The sequence below is a fragment of the Phreatobacter oligotrophus genome, assembly GCF_003046185.1.
Lineage (GTDB): Bacteria > Pseudomonadota > Alphaproteobacteria > Rhizobiales > Phreatobacteraceae > Phreatobacter > Phreatobacter oligotrophus.
This window is the reverse complement of sequence record NZ_PZZL01000003.1, coordinates 174,661-196,209: the sequence shown is the minus strand read 5'-3', so window position 1 is coordinate 196,209 and position 21,549 is coordinate 174,661. Positions and strand designations below refer to the sequence as shown.

At 70.1% G+C, this 21,549-nt stretch carries 17 protein-coding genes; 12 read left to right on the top strand and 5 right to left on the bottom strand.

Going from position 1 to position 21,549, the window contains the following annotated elements:
- Positions 1 to 337: 337 nt before the first annotated feature.
- Positions 338 to 5,227 (top strand): alpha-2-macroglobulin family protein, encoded by a 4,890-nt coding sequence (locus tag C8P69_RS08100; RefSeq protein ID WP_425440750.1) that lies wholly within the window; start codon positions 338 to 340, stop codon positions 5,225 to 5,227.
- Positions 5,227 to 7,281: a penicillin-binding protein 1C gene (gene pbpC / locus C8P69_RS08095; RefSeq protein ID WP_170118158.1), complete on the top strand. Its 2,055-nt coding sequence runs from the start codon at positions 5,227 to 5,229 to the stop codon at positions 7,279 to 7,281. The genes C8P69_RS08100 and pbpC overlap by 1 nt, the downstream gene beginning before the upstream one ends.
- 431 nt (positions 7,282 to 7,712) lie before the next feature.
- On the opposite strand, the gene C8P69_RS08090 is transcribed toward pbpC, so the two are convergent.
- Positions 7,713 to 9,296, bottom strand: a complete 1,584-nt coding sequence (locus tag C8P69_RS08090) for an OpgD/OpgG family glucan biosynthesis protein (RefSeq protein WP_108175910.1) — start codon at positions 9,294 to 9,296, stop codon at positions 7,713 to 7,715.
- A 362-nt stretch (positions 9,297 to 9,658) separates the two neighbouring features.
- Between C8P69_RS08090 and C8P69_RS08085 the strand changes: the two genes are divergently transcribed.
- Complete coding sequence (locus C8P69_RS08085) at positions 9,659 to 10,696, top strand: aspartate-semialdehyde dehydrogenase (protein ID WP_108175908.1); 1,038 nt, start codon at positions 9,659 to 9,661, stop codon at positions 10,694 to 10,696.
- 85 nt (positions 10,697 to 10,781) lie between these two features.
- Entirely contained in the window at positions 10,782 to 11,081 is a 300-nt protein-coding gene (locus tag C8P69_RS08080; protein ID WP_108175906.1) for a YciI family protein, read from the top strand.
- A gap of 1 nt (position 11,082) precedes the next feature.
- Here C8P69_RS08080 and C8P69_RS08075 read toward each other — a convergent pair whose 3' ends face one another.
- The 3 genes from C8P69_RS08075 to lptM all read right to left on the bottom strand — a co-directional run bounded on the left by C8P69_RS08075 (position 11,083) and on the right by lptM (position 13,426).
- Entirely contained in the window at positions 11,083 to 11,754 is a 672-nt protein-coding gene (locus tag C8P69_RS08075; protein WP_108176533.1) for a carbonic anhydrase, read from the bottom strand.
- 82 nt (positions 11,755 to 11,836) lie between these two features.
- Positions 11,837 to 13,102, bottom strand: coding sequence for a diaminopimelate decarboxylase (gene lysA, locus C8P69_RS08070; protein WP_108175904.1), 1,266 nt, complete (start codon positions 13,100 to 13,102; stop codon positions 11,837 to 11,839).
- Between the two features lie 36 nt (positions 13,103 to 13,138).
- On the bottom strand, positions 13,139 to 13,426 hold the full coding sequence (gene lptM, locus C8P69_RS08065) for an LPS translocon maturation chaperone LptM (protein ID WP_108175902.1): 288 nt from the start codon (positions 13,424 to 13,426) through the stop codon (positions 13,139 to 13,141).
- A gap of 188 nt (positions 13,427 to 13,614) precedes the next feature.
- On the opposite strand from lptM, the gene C8P69_RS08060 reads away from it, so the two are divergent.
- The 7 genes from C8P69_RS08060 to C8P69_RS08030 are packed head-to-tail and all read left to right on the top strand — an operon-like array spanning position 13,615 to position 19,220.
- Positions 13,615 to 14,280 carry a TetR/AcrR family transcriptional regulator gene (locus tag C8P69_RS08060; protein WP_108175900.1) on the top strand — a complete coding sequence of 222 codons (666 nt, stop codon included), beginning with the start codon at positions 13,615 to 13,617 and terminating at the stop codon, positions 14,278 to 14,280.
- Positions 14,277 to 15,041 carry an ABC transporter ATP-binding protein gene (locus C8P69_RS08055; protein ID WP_108175898.1) on the top strand — a complete coding sequence of 255 codons (765 nt, stop codon included), beginning with the start codon at positions 14,277 to 14,279 and terminating at the stop codon, positions 15,039 to 15,041. The genes C8P69_RS08060 and C8P69_RS08055 overlap by 4 nt, the downstream gene beginning before the upstream one ends.
- Before the next feature lie 2 nt (positions 15,042 to 15,043).
- Positions 15,044 to 15,745 (top strand): ABC transporter ATP-binding protein, encoded by a 702-nt coding sequence (locus C8P69_RS08050; RefSeq protein ID WP_108176531.1) that lies wholly within the window; start codon positions 15,044 to 15,046, stop codon positions 15,743 to 15,745.
- A gap of 28 nt (positions 15,746 to 15,773) precedes the next feature.
- Positions 15,774 to 16,976, top strand: coding sequence for an ABC transporter substrate-binding protein (locus C8P69_RS08045; RefSeq protein ID WP_108175896.1), 1,203 nt, complete (start codon positions 15,774 to 15,776; stop codon positions 16,974 to 16,976).
- A 2-nt stretch (positions 16,977 to 16,978) separates the two neighbouring features.
- On the top strand, positions 16,979 to 17,842 hold the full coding sequence (locus C8P69_RS08040) for a branched-chain amino acid ABC transporter permease (protein ID WP_108175894.1): 864 nt from the start codon (positions 16,979 to 16,981) through the stop codon (positions 17,840 to 17,842).
- Positions 17,842 to 18,744, top strand: a complete 903-nt coding sequence (locus tag C8P69_RS08035) for a branched-chain amino acid ABC transporter permease (protein ID WP_108175892.1) — start codon at positions 17,842 to 17,844, stop codon at positions 18,742 to 18,744. The genes C8P69_RS08040 and C8P69_RS08035 overlap by 1 nt, the downstream gene beginning before the upstream one ends.
- The gene (locus tag C8P69_RS08030; protein WP_108175890.1) at positions 18,741 to 19,220 is read left to right on the top strand and encodes a GAF domain-containing protein; all 480 of its coding nucleotides are present in this window, start codon (positions 18,741 to 18,743) and stop codon (positions 19,218 to 19,220) included. Before C8P69_RS08035 ends, C8P69_RS08030 begins: the two co-directional genes overlap by 4 nt.
- Positions 19,221 to 19,296: 76 nt before the next feature.
- Here C8P69_RS08030 and C8P69_RS08025 read toward each other — a convergent pair whose 3' ends face one another.
- Positions 19,297 to 19,539: a hypothetical protein gene (locus C8P69_RS08025; RefSeq protein WP_108175888.1), complete on the bottom strand. Its 243-nt coding sequence runs from the start codon at positions 19,537 to 19,539 to the stop codon at positions 19,297 to 19,299.
- Between the two features lie 394 nt (positions 19,540 to 19,933).
- On the opposite strand from C8P69_RS08025, the gene C8P69_RS08020 reads away from it, so the two are divergent.
- Positions 19,934 to 21,541, top strand: coding sequence for a class I adenylate-forming enzyme family protein (locus C8P69_RS08020; protein WP_108175886.1), 1,608 nt, complete (start codon positions 19,934 to 19,936; stop codon positions 21,539 to 21,541).
- The last annotated feature ends 8 nt before the right edge of the window (positions 21,542 to 21,549 follow it).

The window sequence follows — 21,549 nt, the reverse complement described above, 5'->3', positions numbered from 1 at the left end:
GCAGGGCCAGCCCCAGCGGACCCCGGCCGCCGCCCCCGCTGCTCCGGCCTTGCCGCCGCTGCGCGCCTTCCAGCGCGACGACCTGGCCGAGCAGGCGCGCCGGTTCGAGGCCTCCATCGCCACCAAGCAGGCCTCCGACAGCCGCCCCATCGCCGACATTCGCCGCGATGCCGATGCCGCCGCCACGCGTGGCGATTTCCGCGCCGCCGCCCGCGCCTGGGAAGCCATCGCGCTGCGCTCGGGTACCGATTCCGCCCCCTGGGTGCGCTACTCGCAGGCCCTCTCCGGCATCCGCACCAATGAGTGGCGCGAGCGCGAGCAGCTGCAGAACGACATCATGGGCGCGGCCTACATGGCCTATCGCCGCTCGGCCAACCGCAACGAGGAGGCCTTCGCCCTCGCCCATATCCGCCAGGTCCTGGTGGCGCGGCAGCAGTGGCGGCCGGCCATCGACGTCGCCCGCCTCGTGGTCGAGACGCGCGACACGCCGGAGGCGCGCGACGCCTATAACCGCCTGCGCGAGCAGCACGGCTTCCGCTTCCGCGAGACCAAGATCGATTCCGACGCCACCCGCCCCCGCGCCTGCTTCGTCTTCACCGAGGCGCTGAAGCGCGGCCGCACCGATTTCGCCCCCTATATCCGCCAGACCGGCGTGAACAATCCGCCGATCACGGTCGAGGACCGGCAGATCTGCGTCGATGGCCTGCGCCATGGCGAGCGCTACACGTTCCAGGTCCGCGAGGGCCTGCCCTCCGAGATCCCCGGCGAGAGCCTGACCCGCAACATCGACGTCACCGTCTATGTGCGCGACCGCACCCCGGCCGTGCGCTTCTCCGGCCGTTCCTACGTGCTGCCGCGCACCGGCCAGCGCGGCCTGCCGGTGGTGACCGTCAATCTCGCCTCCGTCGATGTCGAGATCGTCCGCATGGGCGACCGTTCCATCGCCCAGACGATCCAGGAGGAGTTCCCCAAGCCGCTCGAAAGCTTCGAGATGCAGCAGCTCATTGCCGAGCGTGGCATCTCGGTGTGGAAGGGCAAGCTGGAGACCGAGAACCGCCTCAACGCCGACGTGACCACGGCCCTGCCCATCGACGAGGCGGTGCGCACGCTGGAGCCCGGCGTCTATGTCGTCACCGCCAAGCCGACCAATGCCCAGCGGCCGCCCGAGGGCGAGGATTACAGCGGCGACGGCCGCGTCGCCCAGTGGTTCATCGTCTCCGACCTCGGCCTTACGGCCTTGTCCGGCATCGACGGCGTCCACGGCTATGTCCATTCGCTGAACTCGGCCAAGCCGCTGGCCGATGTCGAGGTGCGCCTTCTCGCCCGCAACAACGAGGTGCTCGGCACCGGCCGCACCGATGCCTCCGGCCATGTGCGCTTCGCCCCGGGCCTCACCCGCGGCGAGGGCTCGCAGGCCCCCGCCCTTCTCGTCGCGCAGACGGGGCAGGGCGACTATTCCTTCCTGAACCTGCGCCAGCCGGCCTTCGACCTGTCGGATCGCGGCGTGGCGGGACGCGAGGTCACCGGTCCGCTCGATGCCTTCCTGGTGCCGGAGCGCGGCATCTACCGGCCCGGCGAGACGGTCTATCTCACCGCGCTCTTGCGCGACGCCAAGGGCGATGCGGTGCCGAGCCTGCCGCTCACCCTCGTGGTCGAGCGTCCCGATGGCGTCGAATATCGCCGCATCGTCACGCAGGACCAGGGCGCTGGCGCCCGCGCCGTGCCCATCCCGATCGTCTCCTCGGCGCCGACCGGCACCTGGCGCATCCGCGCCATCACCGATCCGCGCGCGCCGGCGGCCGGCGAGGTGCGCTTCATGGTCGAGGACTTCGTGCCCGACCGGATCGCCTTCGAGTTGACCCCCACCGAGCAGCGCCTCGCCCGCACCGCGCCCTTCGGCGCAACCGTCGACGCGCGCTACCTCTTCGGCATGCCCGGCGCCAATCTCGGCATCGAGGGCGAGGTCGTCATGGAGACGACGCCGGGCCTGCCGGACTTCCCCGGCTTCCGCTTCGGCCTCGGCGACGAGGAGGCGAAGCGCGACCGCGAGCCGTTGCCCGATGGCCTGACGACGGATGATGCCGGCAAGGCCACCATCGCCGCCCGCCTGCCGCGGATGGAGGATACGACGCGGCCCCTGTCGGCCCGCCTGCAGGTGCGCGTCGCCGAGCCCGGCGGCCGTGCGGTGGAGCGCACCGCAACGGTCCCCGTCCTGCCGGGCACCCCGCTCATTGGCGTCAAGCCGCTCTTCGAGGGTGACCGCATCGGCGAGAACGAGACGGCCTCCTTCGAGCTCATCGCGGTCGCCGCGGATGGCCGCACGCGCCGCGCCGCTCCGCTCACCTGGCAGCTCCTGCAGCTGGAGACGCGCTGGATCTGGACCCGGGGGTCCGTCGGCTGGTCGAGCCAGGCCGTGGTCACCACGCGCCGCATCGCCGATGGCGAGGTGCAGGCCACCGCTTCCGGCACGCCGGCGCGGATCGGCGCGCCCGTTCCGTGGGGCAAATATCGCCTCGAGGTCACCTCGGGCGGCGATGTCGCCGGGCCGATGACCACGGTGATCTTCGAATCCGGCTATGGCGCCGGCGGCACGGCCGATACGCCGGATGTGCTGGAGATGAGCCTCGACAAGCCGTCCTATGCCTCGGGCGAAACCATGACGGTCGCCATCAACTCCCGCTTCGCCGGGTCGGCCACGGTCGCCGTCATGGGCGACCGGCTGCTCGCCGAGCGCACCGTGGACGTGCCGCAGGGTCGCTCGACCATCGAGGTGCCGGTCGGCCGCGACTGGGGCTCCGGCGCCTATGCGACGGTTTTCGTGCGCCGGCCGCTGGACGCAGCCGCCTCGCGCATGCCCGGCCGGGCCATCGGCCTCGCCTGGTTCGGCATCGATGCAGAGGCGCGCCGCCTCAAGGTGAGCCTCACCGCGCCCGAGAAGATGGCGCCGCGCACTGCCCTGCGCGTGCCGGTGAAGGTCGAGGGGCTCAGCCCCGGCGAGGAGGCGCGGGTGACGGTCGCCGCCGTCGACCTCGGCATCCTCACCATCACCAACTACCAGCCGCCGAAGCCCGAGGAGCACTATCTCGGCCAGCGCCGGCTCTCGGCCGAGGTGCGCGACCTCTACGGCCTGCTGATCGACGGCATGTCGGCGGTGCGCGGCTCCATCCGCTCCGGCGGCGACGGACCCGGCAACCGCTTCTCCGGCGCGCCGCCGGCGCAGCAGCCGCTGTCGCTGTTCTCCGGCATCCTCACCGTCGGGCCAGACGGCACGGCGGAAGCGGTTTTCGACATCCCCGACTTCAACGGCACGGTCCGTCTCATGGCCATGGCCTGGACGTCGACCAAGCACGGTTCGGCGTCGCGCGACGTGATCGCCCGCGATCCGGTCGTGGTGACGGCGACGCTGCCGCGCGTGCTCGGCCATGCCGACAGCGCCACGGCGCGGCTCGACCTCGTCAATGCCGAGGGTCCGGCCGGCGCCTACCGCGTCACCGTGCGGCCCGAGGGTCCGCTGCGCCTGTCGCAGACGGAAGCCACGGTGCAGCTCGGCGCCAGCGGCGGCCGCGGCTCGGTCTCGCTGCCGCTCGCGGCGAGCGGGCTCGGCGTCGGCCACCTGTCGGTCCAGCTCACCGGACCGAACGGGCTCGACGTCACCTCGCGCTATGCGCTCGGCGTGCGCCCGGCCCTACCGGACATCACCCGGCGCACGGTGATGACCATGGAGCCCGGCCAGTCCGTGACCGTGTCGAACGACCTGCTCGGCGACTTCCTGCCGAATTCGGCGCGGGTCGCCATCTCGGTCGGGCCCTCCACGGCCATCGACGTGCCCGGCCTCATCCTGGCGCTTGACCGCTATCCCTTCGGCTGCACCGAGCAGATCACCTCGCGGGCGCTGCCGCTGCTCTATCTCGACGTGCTGTCGGCCGCCGAGGGCGGGCTCGGGCTTGAGACGCCGGTGCGCGAGCGCATCGCCGACTCGATCGAGCGCATTCTGTCGCGCGCCTCGGGCTCGGGCTCCTTCGGCCTGTGGACTGCCGGCGCCAACGAGGATCCCTGGCTCGACGCCTATGTGACGGACTTCCTGTCGCGGGCGAAGGAGAAGGGCTACGGCATCCCGACGACGGCGTTCAACCTCGCCATCGAGCGGCTGCGCACCCTCGTGGTCTCGACCAACGGCGTCGGCGACAACAAGGGCATGGACCTCGCCTATGCCCATTACGTGCTGGCGCGGAACGGCCGCGGTTCGCTCTCCGAGCTGCGCTGGCTCGCCGACACCCAGCTGAACGAGATCGGCACGCCGGTGGCGCGTGGCCAGCTTGGCGCGGCGCTCGCCCTGATGGGCGACATGGCACGGGCGGAGCGGGTCATGGCCTCGGCGGTGACGCTGCTCACCGCCCGCGGCCAGACCGACATGGGCCGCTTCGACTACGGCTCGCGGCTGCGGGACGCTGCCGCCATCATGGCGCTCGGCGTCGAGGCGCGGGTGACGCGCCGCATCGTCGCCGACGCCCAGCGCGTGGTCGAGGACCTGCGCGGCCGGACCCGCTACCTCTCCACCCAGGAGAAGGTCTGGCTGGTGCTGGCGGCCCAGGCGCTGATCGAGGATGCCAAGCGCATCCGCCTCGATGTCGGTGGCAGCCCGTATGAGGGCGCGCTCGCCCGCACGATCCGGTCCGACGAGCTCGGCAGCGGCCTCGTGCTGCGGAATACCGGCGCGGAGGCGGCGCGCGCCGTCATCACCGTCACCGGCACGCCGGCGACGCCGGAGCCGGCGGCGGCGAGCGGCTTCACGCTGCAGCGGCGCTATATGACGCTCACCGGCCAGCCCGCCGACATCGCCCGGGTCGCCCAGGGCACGCGGCTTGTCGTGGTGCTGCAGGTGACGGAGGCCCAGCCCCAGCTTGGCCAGATCATGCTGGTCGACCGCCTGCCGGCCGGCTTCGAGATCGACAATCCGAGCCTCATCGCCTCGGCCGAGACCTCGGCGCTGAAATGGCTGCCGGCGGAAGCCGTCCAGCCGGACTACAAGGCCTTCCGCGACGATCGGTTCCTGGCGGCCTACAGCCGGACCTCGGACGCGGCCGGCACCTGGCAGGTCGCCTACATGATCCGTGCGGTGACGCCGGGGCGCTACCTCGTGCCGCCGGCCACCATCGAGGACATGTACCGGCCCGAGCGGGCGGCGCGCACCGCCACCGCCCAGACCGAGGTCACGGCGGGCCGCTGATGGGCCGCCGCCGCCTTCTCGCGCTCGCCGCCGGCGGCCTCGTGCTCGCCGGCGCGGGCGGGCTCGTGGCGCTGCACCGGGCGGGCGAGGGTCCGGACGGCGCGGCGACGCCCTATTCGCGCGAGGTGGTGGACCGCAACGGCCGGCTGCTGCGGCCCTTCCAGACCGACGACGACATGTGGCGCTTCCCCGGCGCCGTCGCCGAGGTGGACCCGCTGTTCCTGAAGATGCTCACCGCCTTCGAGGACCGGCGCTTCGCCCATCATCCCGGTGTCGATCCCCTCGCCCTCGTCCGCGCCACCGGCCAGTGGCTGCGCCAGGGCCGCATCGTCTCCGGCGGCTCGACCCTGTCCATGCAGGTGGCGCGCCTCATCGACAAGCGCGAGGACGGGCGCTCGCTGTCGGTGAAACTCCGCGAGATCGCCCGGGCCGTGCGGCTGGAGCGCGAGCTCGGCAAGCCGCGGATGCTCGACCTCTATCTCTCGCTCGCCCCTTACGGCGGCAATGTCGAGGGCATCCGCGCCGCCTCGCTCGCCTATTTCGGCAAGGAGCCGCGCCGCCTCTCGCCGGGCGAGGCGGCCCTGCTCGTCGCCATCCCGCAATCGCCGGAAGCGCGGCGGCCCGACCGCCACCCCGAGGCGGCCCGGCGCGCCCGCGACCGCGTGCTCGAGCGGATGCTGCTGGCGGGCGTGCTGAAGCCCGAGCAGGTCGCCTCCGGCAAGGCCGAGCGCGTGCCGGTCGCACGCCGGCCCATGCCGACCTTCGCCTGGCATGCGGCGAACGAGGCCATCGCCGCCGAGCCGGCCCGCCGCGTCCACCGCATGGCCTTCGATCGCACGGCGCAGGAGGCGCTGGAGACTCTGCTGCGCGACCGCGTGAGGGCTCAAGGCGCGCGGCTCTCCGGCGCGCTCATCGCCATCGATCACCGGAGCGGGGAGGTCATCGCCCGTATCGGCGCGGCCGATCCGCTCGATACGGAGCGGCAGGGCGCGGTGGACATGACCCGGGCGGTGCGTTCCCCCGGTTCGACGCTGAAGCCCTTCATCTACGCCATGGCCTATGAGGCGGGCCTTGCCCATCCCGAGACGCTGATCGAGGACCGTCCCTCGCGCTTCGGCACCTATGCGCCGGCCAATTTCGACAGGGGCTATCAGGGCACGGTGCCGACCCGCGTGGCGCTGCAGATGTCGCTGAACGTGCCGGCCGTGGCGCTGCTGGAGGCGGTGGGGCCGCAGCGCTTCTTCTCGCGGCTGGAACAGGCCGGCATTCGCCCGCAACTGCCGCGCGGCGAGGTGCCGGGGCTCGCTGTCGGCCTCGGTGGCGTCGGCCTTCGCCTCGCGGACCTCGCGGCGCTCTATGCGGGCCTCGCCCGCGGCGGCGAGATGCCAGCGCTGGTGGAGCGGCTGGGCGCGCCGCAGATGGCGGGCCGTCCGGTGACGGACGAGGCCGCAGCCTGGCATGTCGGCGATATTCTCACCGAGGCGCCGGCGCCGGACGCCGCGATCACCGGCCGCCTCGCCTATAAGACCGGCACGTCCTACGGCTTCCGCGACGCCTGGGCCGTGGGCTTCGACGGCCGTCGGACCATTGCCGTCTGGGTCGGCCGTCCCGACGGGTCCTCCGTGCCGGGCATCACCGGCCGCACGGCCGCGGCCCCCATCCTCTTCGACGCCTTCGCCCGGCTCGGCGCGCCGGCCGCCATGCCGCCGCGGCCGTCGAGTGCGCCGGCGCTCACCCATGCCCAACTGCCCGCGCCGCTTCGCCGCTTCGGGCCGTCGCGGGAGGAGGCGACCGACACGCGCGACCTCAAGATCGCCTTCCCGCCGGATGGGGTCCGCGTCGACCTCGGTGCGCTGCGCGGCGCCATGGACCCTCTCGTGGTCCACACCAAGGGTGGCCGTCCGCCCTTCACGGTGCTGCTGGACGGGAGGCCCGCCGGGCGTTTCGGCGCGCAGAGGCAGGTGAACGTCCAGCCGGACGGGCCGGGCTTCACGACGCTGTCGGTGGTGGATGGCGAGGGCCGCAGCGCCTCGGTGACGGTGCGAGTGGAGTAGCGGGTGGTTGAGCTGAGGAAATCCGCTGCGCGCCTCCAGCGCCCACCGCCGTCATCCCCGGCGAGCGAGCGTCAGCGAGCGAGGGAAGGGGATCCAGGATTGCCGATCGCCAGCCATCCGTCCGGATGAAGGGCCGTGAACCGGCCCCTGGACCCCCTTCCCTCGGCCCAAGCTCACGCGAACGCAAGATGCGTTCGCCTTTCGCTTCGGGCCTCGCCGGGGGTGACGGGCTGAGCGAAAGGTGCCGCCGCGCTTAGGCCGGGAGGCTGGTGGTGGTTGGGTCTCGCGACACCTCTCCGCGTCATGCCCGGGCTTGCCCCGGGCATCCACGACTTCTCGATATGCGGTGCTCAAGTCGTGGATACCCGCCACAAGGGCGGGCATGACGGTGGAGGTTCAGGAGGTACGCTTATCGGCGCCCGTGGGCCGCCTCACGCCCCCGGATGATACTGGTAGAGCCAGCTCTCCGAGGCCACCTGGTCGCCGACGCGCAGGTAGCAGCGCATCTCGACTGGCTCGTTGCCCTCGACCTTGAGGTCGAACTGGGTGCGCCAGTGGCCCGGCACGTCGTTCGGCACGGCCTCGGTGTACTGGTACTCGCCGAAGGTGCCGCGCGAGGCCCAGAGCACCGGACGGGGCAGGGTGCCCTTGGGCAGGCTGGTCAGCGGGCCGCCGGCGAACTCCACCAGGAACTTGCGCACCCCTTGCGGGCGCGGCTGGCCCGGCTGGCCGCCGCGGCCGAGGCGGGTCGCCACCACGCGCGCGAGCGGCGTCGGGTAGGGCTCGTCGGCGAGCCAGTGCAGGCGGTAGCGGAACTCGCGGGGCTGGCCGGGTTCGCCCGGCACCTCGGGCACCCACATGGCGACGATGTTGTCGTGGATCTCGTCGTCGGTGTTCAACTCGACAAGCTGCACCGCGCCGCGGCCCCAGTCCCCCTGCGGCTCAACCCAGGCGGAGGGGCGCTTCTCGTATTTCACGCCGTCGAGATAGTGCAGGAACTCGCGGTCGCGCTGCAGCAGGCCGAAGCCGCGCGGGCGCTCGTCGACGAAGCTCGAGGTCATGGTGCGCGGCGGGTTGTTGAGCGGGCGCCAGATGCGCTCACCGCCGCCGGTCCAGATGGCAAGGCCGTCGGAATCATGCACCTCGGGGCGCCAGTCGATGGTCCGCGACGAGGTCGTCTCCGAGTACCAGTACATGGAGGTGAGCGGCGCGACGCCGAGATGGGTGACCCGCTGGCGGAAATGCAGCGTCGCCTCGATGTCCATGACGACGCCATTGGTGCGCCGGCACAGGAACCGGTAGGCGCCCGACAGAGAGGGCGAGTCCATCAGCGCATAGAGCGTGACGGGATCCGTCTCGCTGGCGGCCGGGGCGATCCAGAAGGCGACGAAGTCGGGGAACTCCTCGGGCCCGGGGCCCTGGCCCGGGGCGAGCGCGAGGCCGCGGGCGGAGAGGCCGACCTGGCCGAGTTCGCCGACGCCGCGGAAATAGGACGCGCCGAGCCAGGTGGCCCAGGGCTCCTGCGTCTTCCACGGGCCGGACTTCGCCTCCTGCAGCCAGAGGCCGGCAAAGGCGGAGGGCTCGGCCGGCAGCGCCGAGGCGGGATGGTCGGGGCCGATGGTGAAGTAGCGCGGGTCGTAGAGGATCTCGCGGGCCGTCTCGCCCTGGACCACATGCATGGAGACGGTCTTGGGGAAGTACTGCCCGACATGCTGGAAGGTGACGGGATAGGCGCCGGGTCCCTCGCCGAACAGCGCGTTGTCCTTGTCGAAGCGCAGCTTGCCATGCGCATCGTAGTCGATGCGGCGGACGACCTCGGGGTTCGGGCGCGGCGGGGCGACATAGGGCCGGCCGGCGCGGGCGGCGGCCATCTGCTTCAGGGCGTTGTAGGAGAAGGGGGCGGCTGGGCCGAAGCGCAGCGGGGTCGCGGCGCGGCTTTCCCCGGACAGGAGCGGGGCGAGGCCAGCGGCGGCAGCGACGGTCAGCAGGTTCCGGCGGGTGAGGGTCTGGGTCATCTCTGTCTCGAACGGGCGACGAGGCCCCCTCCGTGATGGCATGGCCTTCCGGGCGAAACTTGGGCGCTCTCGTGCCCGGGGTCGTGCCCTTGCCAGCCCTGAGCCCTTAGCGCGATTGACATTTCGCCGCACCTGGTGTTTTTCGCTGGCCTCACGGCACTTCCGCCGAGGACACCCCATCCCAGCCATGGCTTTCGGTCGCAGCAAAACGACGACGAAAACCAAGCCGGTCGCCACGCGCGGCACGGCAGGCTGACGCTTCGTCCTCGCTTCCGGGTGCTCCCCCGACGGGGAGATGGGCGCCAACGGATCGCCAGGCGATCCGGTCCCGGGGGAGAACCATAGCCGAAAGAGGCCAGATCATGGGTTACAAGGTCGCCGTCGCGGGTGCCACGGGCAATGTGGGCCGCGAGATGCTCGCCATCCTCGAGGAGCGCGGGTTCCCCGTTTCCGAGGTCGTTCCGCTGGCCTCCCGCCGCTCGGTCGGCCAGGAGGTCTCCTTCGGCGACAAGGTGCTGAAGGTGAAGGCCCTCGAGCATTACGACTTCTCCGACACCGACATCTGCCTGATGTCGGCCGGCGGCGCCGTGTCGAAGGAATGGTCGCCGAAGATCGGCGCCCAGGGCTGCGTGGTGATCGATAATTCCTCGGCCTGGCGCTACGATTCCGACGTGCCGCTGATCGTTCCGGAAGTGAATGCCGATGCGATCACCGGCTTCTCCAAGCGCAACATCATCGCCAATCCGAACTGCTCGACCGCCCAGCTCGTGGTGGCGCTGAAGCCGCTGCACGACCGCTTCGGCATCAAGCGCGTCGTCGTCTCGACCTACCAGTCGGTCTCCGGCGCCGGCAAGGAAGGCATGGACGAGCTCGATCGCCAGACCAAGGCGCTCTATTCGATGAAGGACCCGGAGACCAAGAAGTTCCCGGCCCGCATCGCCTTCAACCTCATTCCCCATATCGACGTCTTCATGGAGGACGGGTTCACGAAGGAGGAATGGAAGATGACGGTCGAGACCAAGAAGATCCTCGACCCGAAGATCAAGCTGACCGCGACCTGCGTGCGCGTGCCGGTCTTCATCGCCCATTCGGAAGCCGTGAACATCGAGTGCGAGCAGCCGATCACCGCCGATGAGGCGCGTGAGGTGCTGCGCCAGGCCCCGGGCGTGCTGGTCATCGACAAGCATGAGAACGGCGGCTACGCCACGCCGCTCGACGCCGCCGGCGAGGATGCGACCTATGTGTCGCGCATCCGCGAGGACGCCACGGTGGAGAACGGCCTCGCCTTCTGGTGCGTCTCCGACAACCTGCGCAAGGGCGCGGCGCTCAACGCGGTGCAGATCGCCGAGGTGCTGATCAACCGCAAGCTCATCCAGCCGCGGGCGAAAGCGGCGGCCTGATCGGTCGCCCTCTCCTTCGCATCGAACCCATTGTGTGCGACGGCGGGCCCCCAAGGCCCGCCGTTCGTCGTTTTGGAGAGCCGTCATGGCCCGCTGGATCGTTCTGTTCGACGACAATTCCGACGCCGCCTGGGTCCGGAAGGACCATTCGCAGGCGCATTTCGACTATCTCGCCGCCCATGCCGACCGCATCCTGATCGGCGGCGGACTAAGGCCGGAACCGGGCGCCTGGTTCGAAGGCGGTCTGTGGGTGCTGGAGGTGGACAGCCGTGAGGAGGCCGTCGCCCTCGTCGAGGCTGATCCCTATTTCACCCTCGGGCTGCGCAAGGGCTATCGGCTCGCGGTCTGGGGCAAGGCGCCATGCTATGGCGCGGTGACGCTGTAGGTCAGCTCGCCGCCGAGCAGGCGAAGACCTTGCCCGGCGCGTCGAGGACCGGCTCGAAGACGCCTGACGCTTCGTCCAACACGCTGAGCACGCCCGTGGCGACGCCGAAGAAGGCGCCGTGCAGGCGCAGGCGTCCGCGCTGCTCGAGGATGTTCACGCAGGGAAAGGTCCTGAGGTTCGCCAGCGAATGGACGACGGAGGCGCGCTCCAGCGCGCTCAGATAGTCGGCCATGGGCCGGTTGCCGCGCGGCCCAAGGCGGTCGATGGCCGGCGAGATCATCGACATCCATTTGCCGATGAAGTCGCCGGGGGAGAGGGGCTCCGCGTCCTCGGCGACCGAGGCGCGGATGCCGCCGCAGCGGGCATGGCCGAGAACGACGATGTCGGAGACGCGCAGCGCCTGGACCGCGAATTCGAGCGCCGCCGAGGTGCCGTGCTGGCTGCCGTCGGGCGCGTAGGGCGGCACGAGGTTGGCGACGTTGCGGACGATGAAGAGTTCGCCCGGCCCGACGTCGAAGATCACCTCCGGCGAGACGCGGCTGTCGCAGCAGGAGACGACCATGGTCTTCGGGCTCTGGCCGTCCTCGCCGAGCTGCCTGTAGCGCTCGGATTCCTGCGGAAAGCGGCCTTCCAGAAAGGAGGCATAGCCGTCGACCAGGCGCTTGGGCAGCATCATGGGGCTCCGTGACGGTTTAAACCGTGCTTGAAGACCCTTGTTCCCGGCCGGTCAATCAGGCTTTCGGCAGGGCTGGGTTTCAGAGCCAGCCGGGCAGCCTGTCCATGGCGATGATGGCCTCGACGTCGAGGCGCGGGCGGACGACCGCATAGTCGGCGTCCTTGACCAGCACCTCCGGCGAGAGCGGGCGGGTGTTGTAGGTGCCGGCCTGGACCGCGCCATAGGCGCCGGCCGTCATCACCGCGAGCAGGTCGCCGGGGCCGACCTTCGGCAGCTTGCGGCCCAGCGCCAGGTAGTCGCCGCTCTCGCAGATGGGGCCGACGACGTCGACCTTCGGCTTCGGTGCGCCGGGGACGGGCTCCTTGACCGGGCGGATCTCGTGATGGGCGTCGTAGAGCGTCGGGCGGATGAGGTCGTTCATGGCCCCGTCGACGATGACGAAGGTGTGGCCCTCCGTCTCCTTCACATAGATGACGCGGGTGACGAGGATGCCGGCATTGCCGACCATCATCCGCCCCGGCTCCATGATGACGCGGCAGCCGAGTGAGGCCGTGTGGCGCTTCACCACCTCGGCATAGCGCATCGGCTCGGGCGGCGGCTCGTTGTCGTCGCGATAGGGGATGCCGAGGCCACCGCCGACATCGACATGGTCGATGGCGTGGCCGTCGGCGCGCAGCGTGCCGACGAATTCGGCCAGCAGGGCATAGGCATCGTCGAAGGGCTGCAGGTCGGTGATCTGCGAGCCGATATGCATGTCGATGCCGGCAATGTGGATGCCCGGCAGCTTGGCGGCGCGGGCATAGGCCTCGCGCGCCGTGGAAATGGGGATGCCGAACTTGTCGCCCTTCTTGCCCGTCGAGATCTTGGCGTGGGTCCTGGCGTCGACATCCGGATTGACGCGGAAGGAGATGTGGGCGGTCTTGCCGAGGGAGGTGGCAACACGCGACAGCTGGGCCACTTCCGGCTCGCTCTCGACATTGATGCAGAAGACGCCGGCCTCGAGCGCGGCGGCGTGCTCGGCCTCGGTCTTGCCGACGCCGGAGAACATGATGCGCTCGCCCGGAATGCCGGCGGCCAGCGCCCGCTTCAGCTCGCCGCCCGACACCACGTCCATGCCTGCGCCGAGGCGGCCGAGCGTGCGGATGACGGCTTGGTTGGAATTGGCCTTCATCGCGTAGCAGACCAGCGTGTCGAGGCCGGCGAAGGCTTCGGTGAAGACGCGGTAGTGCCGTTCCAGCGTCGCCGTGGAATAGCAGTAGAACGGCGTGCCGACCTCGGCCGCGATGGTCTCAAGCGGCACGTCCTCGGCATGGAGGCGGCCGTCGCGATAGGCGAAATGATGCATGGGGCGAGCGTTCGGCGTTGGCGGCGGGAGGGCCGCTCAGAGCAGCGGATCGAGGATGAACTGTCCGGACGGCAGGAGCTGACCGCGGCCGACGGGGCGATTGCGGTCATAGTCGCGGCGCGGGCCGGCCTCGCGCTGGGCTGGGTTGGCGGGATCGGCCGCGGCTTCCGCGCGCGGCGGCAGGTTCGGCGGCGTCGGTCCGCCGATGGCGGCGGGCGTCTCGCCCGGCAATTCGAGGCCTCCGCGGCGGCCGCAGCCGCCGAGCGCCACGGCGCCCGCGACGACGGCGAGGAGAGCGGTGCGACGGGAAAGCGATGCGGTCAAGACAGAAGCCCTCGGGCACGTGTTCGCGGCGGACCATAGCGGATGGCGGAAGCGACTGCGAGGGGGTCGAGGCGCTGCTTCGCCGTCCGGCGTTGCAGAACCCTTCCGACCCTCGCCTGTCTCATCCCTCATCCGAATAGAAACATACTTGACTGTTTGTTTTTCGCCCGATCAACTCGGGCCATCCGATGGGACCCAAGGGGGATGGCGTGGCGGCGCGGGACCGGCGATCGCAGGAGGAGCGCAGTCGCGAGACGTCCAGCAAGATCCTGGACGCCGCGATCGACCTCATTCACGACCGCGGCCTCACTCGCCTGTCGACCACCGACATCGCCGCCCATGCCGGCGTCTCGCGCGGGGCGCTGACCCATCATTTCGCCAGCCGCGACGAGCTCATCATCACCGCGGTCACCCGCAATCTCCAGCAGGTGACGGAGACGCTCCATGCCTTTGCGCTGGAGGTTGCGGAGCGCGGCGGGTCGAGCGACGAGATCGTCGACCGCATCTGGGACGTGATGAACGACCGGCTGTTCTACATCACCCTCGAATACCTGCCGGAGGCGCGACACAATCCCGAGTTCCGGGCGCGCCTGGTGCCGATGGTGCGCGATTTCCACGCGGCGCTGGATGCTATCTGGATGGCGCTGGCGAGCCGCTGCGGCACGGACCCGGAGACAACGCGCACCGTGCTCAACGCCACCATGTGCCTGATCCGCGGCATGATCGCCCAGACCGTGCTGCGCGACGACCCCGTCTATTTCGCCGGTCTTCTGGCCTTCTGGAAGGATCAGGTGCGCGGCCATTTCCCGTCGCTGCCGGTGCGGCAGGCTCCCTCGCGGGGAGGCAAGGCGTGACCGATCTCCTCACCATCTCCGGCCTCACCCGCGGCTTCTACGGCGTCAGCGTCCTCAACGGCGTCGACATCGCCATCCCCGAGGGCAGCTTCACCGGCCTGATCGGCCCGAATGGCGCGGGCAAGTCGACGCTCTTCAACGTGGTCTCCGGCCTCTACCGGCCCGATGGCGGCGCGGTCACCTTCGCCGGCGAGGATGTCACGGCCTTGCCGCCGGAAGCGCTGGTGCGCCGGCGGCTGGTGCGCACCTTCCAGCTGGCGCGCGGCTTCCCCAAGCTCAGCGTGTTCCAGCACCTGATGCTCTATGGCCGCGAGCAGGCGGGAGAATCCCTAGTATCCGCCCTGATCGGCTCTCACAAAGCCCGCCTGCGCGAGGAGGCGCTGGCCGAACAGGCCTGGGCGGTCATCCGCCGCCTGAAGCTCGATGGGGTGGTGGACAATCCGGTCGTCGCCCTCTCGGGCGGACAGAAGAAGCTCGTGGAGATCGGCCGGGCCCTCATGGCCGAGCCGCGGCTCATCCTGCTCGACGAGCCCATGGCGGGGGTCAATCCGAGCCTGACGGAAGAGATCGCCGGCCATCTCGTGGCGCTGAACCGCGAGGGCGTCACCATCTGCCTGATCGAGCACGACATGGGCCTCATCCGCCGCCTCTGCGATCCGGTCATCGTCATGGCGGAGGGGCGGACGCTCACCCGCGGCAGCTTCGACGAGGTCGCCAGCGATGAGCGGGTGCTCGAAGCCTATCTGGGGAGGCGGCATTGAGCGTGCTCGCCGCCGAGGGCGTCGTCGCCGGCTATGGCGCCGCCGAGCAGATTCTCAAGGGCGCCTCGGTGCGCGTCGAGCCGGGCGAGATCGTCACGATCATCGGGCCGAACGGGGCGGGCAAGTCGACCCTGCTGAAGACTATTGCCGGACTGGTCGCCGCCAAGGAGGGACAGATCATCCTTTCTGGCAAGGACGTGACATCCGCCGATGCCGGCGGCCGGGCCAAGGCCGGCATCGCCTTCGTGCCGCAGGAGCGCAATGTCTTCGGCAGCCTCACGGTCGCCGAGAACCTGGAGATCGCCGGTTTCCTCGATCCGGCGGGGGCCTCCGCCCGCGCCGAGGGGCTCTATGCCACCTATCCGATGCTTGCGGCCAAGCGCCGGGCGCTGGCCCGGACCCTCTCCGGCGGCCAGCGGCAGATCCTCGCCATGGCCATGGGCCTGATGAGCAATCCGTCCCTGATGCTCTTGGACGAGCCGACCGCCGGCCTGTCGCCCAAGGCGGCCGACGACCTCTTCGACGCCATCGTCGCGCTCAACCGCGACGGGCTCCCCATCCTGATGGTGGAGCAGCATGCGGTGGAAGCGCTGGCCGTCTCCCATCGTGGCTACGTGCTGGTTTCGGGGCGCAACAGCGCCGAGGGAACCGGCCCGGGCCTTGCAGCAGACCCGGAGATTCGCCGCCTGTTCCTGGGCGGCTGAGCGAACCATGATCCAGAGGAGCCCCGGCATGACACAGAGCATCACACGACGCCTTCTCCTGCAGGGCGCGGCTGCCGCCAGCCTCCTGCCGGCCGCTCCCGCCCTGGTCCTCGCGCAGGCCGCACCGATCCGCCTCGGGCCCCTGGTGCCGCTCACCGGCGCCGGCGGCTCCTATGGGCCCATCATGGCGCGCGCCATGCGCGCCGTGGTCGACGAGGTGAACGCGGCCGGCGGCGTGCTCGGCCGTCGCGTCGAGCTCAGCGTCGAGGACGACCAGACCAACCCCGAGGCTGGCGTGCGCGCCGCCCGCAAGCTGATCGATGTCGACAAGGTCTCGGCCATCGTTGGCACCTGGGCCTCGTCGGTGACGACGGCGGTCGCGCCGCTCTGCTGGGAATCGAAGACCTTCCTCGCCACCGTTTCCGGCGCCGATTCCATCACCCTGCTGCCGCACCAGGGCTATATCGCCCGCACCCAGCCCAACACGACGCTGCAGGGCCGCAAGTTCGGCGAGTTCGCGCTGGAGCAGGGGGCGAAGCGCGTCTTCTTCGTCTCGCCGCAGACCCCTTTCCAGAAGAGCCAGTTCGACAACATCACCCTCGCCGTGAAGGCCAAGGGCGGCGAGACCGGCGCGCTCATCTATGACGACAAGAAGCCGTCCTACCGCTCCGAGGTGGACGAGATCCTGCGCTTCCGCCCCGATGCGCTGATCCTCGGCGGCTATGCGCCGGACACGACCGTGCTGCTGCGCGACCTGTTCCGCGCCGGGTTCCAGGGCCGGAAGATCGCCTTCGGCTATTCGGTGAACCAGAAGCTGGTCGAGAGCCTGCCGGCCGAGGTCGTGCAGAACATCTTCACCATCTCGCCGTCCTCCGACGAGGCCTCGGGCGCCTATGCGCGGCTGGTGAAGCTCATCGGCGTCGCCAATCCCGATCCCTACACGACGCAGGTCTATGACCAGGTGAACCTGATCCTCATGGCCATCGCCGCGGCGAAGGATTCCTCGGGCACCGCCATCCGCGACACGTTGCGCAAGGTCAGCCAGGCGCCCGGCGGCGCCAAGGTCGACAATGCCATCGACGGCCTGAAGGCCATCGCCGCGGGTCAGGCGGTCGACTACGAGGGCGCCTCCGGTCCCTGCGACTTCCTCGACAGCGGCGACATCACCGATAGCCGCTTCCGCTACGAACAGGTGCGCGACGGCAAGATCGCCCTGGTCAAGATCGCCTGACCATGACGCCTCTCGCCCAGGCCATCCTCAATGGCGTGATGACCGGCGCGCTGATTGCCGTGCCGGCCATCGGCTTCACGGCGATCTTCGCCGTGCTGCGCTATCCGAGCTTCGCGGTGGCGGCCTACATCACCATCGGCGGCTTCGCCGGGTGGGTCGCCAACACGACGCTGGGCCTGGGCGTGCTCCCCGTGGTGGCCATCGCCTTCGTGGTGGCGGGGGCAGTGGGCGTGATCGGGGAGGAGGGCGGCCTGAGGCGGCTCCGGCCTGCGGGAGCGCTGACGGTGGCGATCGCCACCATCGCGCTGAACCTGATCCTGGAAAACCTCATCCGCTTCGGCTTCGGCAACGACCTGCGCGGCTATGACCTGCCGCTCAAGCCCGACCTCCGGTTCCTCGACCTGAGGATCGGGCCGCAGCAGATCGAGAATGTCATCCTCGCCGCGATCGTCATGGCGGCGGTGTTCCTGTTCCTGCGCCATACGCGCTTCGGCAAGGCGATGCGGGCCGTGGCCGACAATGTCGACCTCGCCCGCCTCAAGGGCATCGACCCGCAGCTCGTCGCGGTGGTGACGCTGTTCGTCGGGGCCGGGCTCTCGGGGGCCGGCGGCGTGCTGCTCGCCGTCGACACCTCCATCGATCCGCTCGCGGGGACGCGCATCCTGCTGACGGTCTTCGCCGCCGCGGTGCTCGGCGGCCTCGGCTCCATTCCCGGGGCGGTGGTCGGCGCTTTCTGCGTCGGCATTGCGGAGGAACTGGCCGTTCTCGCCGTGCCGGCGACCTATCGCTCGGCCATCGGCTTTGCCGCCATCCTGCTCATGCTGACCTTCCGGCCGCGCGGCCTCCTCGGCGAGAGGGCCGTGTGATGCTGAACTACCTGCTCTTCACCCTCACCATCGGCGGGATCTACGGCCTGCTGGCGCTCAGCCTCAACCTGATCTGGGGTGGCGCGGGCATGGTCAATCTCGGCCTTGCCGGCTTCTTCGCGGTGGGGGCCTATGCCTCGGCGATCGCGACGGGCGCCGGCGCGCCGGTGCCGCTGGGTCTCATCGCGGCGGCCTGCGCTGGCGTCGTCGCCGGCCTCGTCGTCACCTTCGCGACGCTCCGGCTGCGCGACGATTATCTCGCCATCGTCACCCTCGGCTTCGCGGAGGTCGTGCGACTCGTCGCCCTCAACGAGCGCTGGCTCACCAATGGCTCGGACGGCATGTCCGGCATCCGCGCCCCGTTCAAGGCGGAGCTCGGTCCGCTCGGCTTCAACCTGTTCTATTGCGGCCTCGTCGCGGTGATCGTGGCGCTGGTCTGGCTGGCGCTGCGGCGGCTGGACCTCTCGCCCTTCGGCCGCACGCTCAAGGCGATCCGCGAGGACCAGGAGCTCGCCGCCTTCGCGGGCAAGAAGGTCCTGCGCTTCAAGCTTCAGGCCTTCGCGCTCTCGGCCGCCATTGCCGGGCTCGCCGGCGCGCTCTACGGCCACTACCAGACCTATGTCTCGCCCGACCATTTCCAGCCGCTGATCACCATCTACATCTTCCTCGCGGTGACCGCGGGCGGCGTCGGCCGGCCCATCGGCGCGGTGATCGGCGCTTTGCTGGTCGTCGCCTTCCTTGAGGCGACCCGTTTCGTCGGCGAGGTGGTTCCCGGCCTGCAGCCGGTCCAGGTGGCCGCCCTGCGCGAGATGCTGGTCGGAGCCGCCCTCATCCTCGTGCTCTACCTGAGGCCGCAGGGCCTTCTGCCCGAGCGCATTCCTCCCGCCCCGAGGCCGTCATGACCGATCCGCTCGCCGTTCTCGCCGCCAGCCTTGCCGCGCCCGGCCAGCCGCAGACGCTGTTCGCCGCGCTGGAGCGCGAGACGCAGGCCCTCGTCGGCCATAAGCTGTTCACGCTGCTCTTCGTCGATGGGGCCGACGTCGCCCGCATCTATTCGAACCGGCCGGCGGAATATCCGGTCTCCGGCCGCAAGACCATGGGCGCCACGCCCTGGGGCAAGCATGTGCTGGAAGAGCAGCGGCCCTATCTCGGCCGGGACCGCGAGGCGATCCGCTGGGCCTTCTTCGACCACGACCTGATCGGCAGCATGGGCCTTGGCTCGGTCATCAACGTGCCGGTGATCTATGACGGCACGACGATCGGGACGATGAACCTGCTCGACGTCGAGCATCATTATCGCGAGGAGCATGTGGCGCCGGTGGCGCGGCTCGCCCCGGTGCTGGTGCCGGCCTTCCTCGCCGCGCGCGCCGGCCTGTAACGGCCATACCCATGACCACGCACGAAAAAGCCGGGGCGCGAGCCCCGGCTTTTCCATGTGGGACGATGTCCCCCGTTCACTGACCGAAGGAACCGGCCTCCGGGACATTGGCATGGTCCTGGGCGCCAGTGGCGTCGGCCTGGACGCGCGTCGCCGAGCGGTAGGTCACGCGCGGGGCGCTGAACTCGCGGGGCGAGGCGGTGTTGACGATGTCACGCTCCGGCGAGCCAGCGAAGGGCGAGCCAGCCTCCTGGGCGAGGGCGCCGGTGGCGAGGGGAGCGATGGCGAGGGTGGCGAGAGCCAGGGTGCGGAAGTTCATGATGATCTCCTGATCGGTTGAGGTGCGGGCGGCATATCGGGACACGCGTCGCCTGCGAAAGGTTGGTGTCGGCGGGAGGTGTCCGCCGTCGACAGGGAGACAGATGGACCTTCGCCCGATCACTTGCCAATCACGAACTTGAGAAAATGCAATGATGAATGCCGTCTTAATATTGCATTCGTGCACAATCGCACATCCGTGATCATCAGTCGCGAAACCGTGAGCCGGCAAGCCTTGCGGAACGGTACCGCGCGACAGGGCTGGCCGTGACGGCGGCTCCTCACACTCTGTCCAACCGCCAATGGCGCGAGCGGGCGAATGTCGGCGATCTTGGCGCATCCGGCTGGCGGCGCCTCCCTTGGGAAGCGCCGACCGGCAGCTGCAGGAGCAGAGCATGAGCTGGCGCGACACCTCTCCGCCGCCCCTCCGACGCGAGGCCCATTTCGGCGATCGCGTGGTCTCCTGCTTCGCCGACCGTCCGGCGAGCCTCTTCGCGCTGCTGGAGGAGGCTGTTGCCCGCCGGCCTGGCGGCGAGGCGATCGTCTGCGGTGACGTCCGCTGGACCTATGCCGATCTCGATGCGGCCGTCGGCCGGATGGCGGCGGGTTTTGCGGGCGTGGGGGTCACTGCCGGCGACCGGGTCGGGCTCCTCGTCGGCAACCGGCCGGATTTCGTCACCGCGCTTTTCGCCCTCGCACGCCTTGGCGCCGTGGCGGTCCCCATGGGCCTGCGTCTCCAGGCGCCGGAGATTGCCCATATCCTAGCCGATTGCGGCGCGCGGCTCCTCGTCCACGAGGCCGAGATGGCGGACAGGCTGCCCGCGGACAGTTCTCTCCCCGCCCCGGTGCGCCGTCTCACAGTGGGCGGCGAGGGCGGCGAGCGCCTCGCCGATCTGGTGGCGAAGGCGGCGGACCTCCCCCTACCGCCCGTTGCCGCGGTGAATGAGGAGGATCTTGCGGTGATCCTCTACACCTCCGGCACGACGGGACGGCCGAAGGGCGCCATGCTCACCCATCTCGGCATCGTCCATTCCTCGCTGGTCTATGAGCATTGCATGGGGCTGACGGCGGCGGACCGCTCGCTGGCCGCTGTGCCGCTCAGCCATGTCACCGGGCTCATCGCCAACATCACCGCGACGATCCGGGCGGCGGCGACGCTCATCATCATGCCGGCCTTCAAGGCGGCGGATTTCCTCGTTCTCGCCGCTCGGGAGCGCATGACCCAGTCGGTGCTCGTGCCGGCCATGTACAATCTTTGCCTCTTGCAGCCCGATTTCGACAGCCACGACCTCTCGGCCTGGCGGATCGGCGGCTATGGCGGCGCGCCCATGCCGACGCCGACCATCGAGCGGCTCGCCGCCCGCTGCCCGGGTCTCGCACTGATGAACGCCTATGGCGCCACCGAGACCACCTCGCCGACGACGATCATGCCGCCGCGCTATACGGCGACCCATGGCTACAGCGTCGGGATGGCCGCACCGGGCGTCGAGATCATCGTGGTCGACGATCACGGCCGCGAATTGCCGGCCGGGGAGGTCGGCGAGATCTGGATCGCGGGCCCTCATGTGGTGAAGGGCTACTGGGGCAATCCGCAGGCGACGGCCGAGGGCTTCACGGCCGGCTTCTGGCATTCCGGCGATCTCGGCTGCATCGATGCTGACGGCTTCGTCCAGGTGCTCGACCGCAAGAAGGACATGATCAATCGCGGCGGCTACAAGATCTTCACCGCGGAAGTCGAGACGGTGCTCGTCGCCTGCCCCGGCGTGATCGAATGCGCCGTTGTCGCGGTGCCCTGTCCGGTGCTCGGCGAGCGCGTCCATGCGGTGGTCGTCACCGATGCGAGTGAGCCCGCTGCGGAGACGATCCGCGCCTGGTGCGCGGCGCGGCTGTCCGACTACAAGGTGCCGGAGACGCTGACGCTGACCACCGATCCGTTGCCGCGCAACGCCAATGGCAAGGTGATGAAGCGCGTGCTGCGCGAAGGGCTGAGGCCCGTCGCCTGACGGGTGCT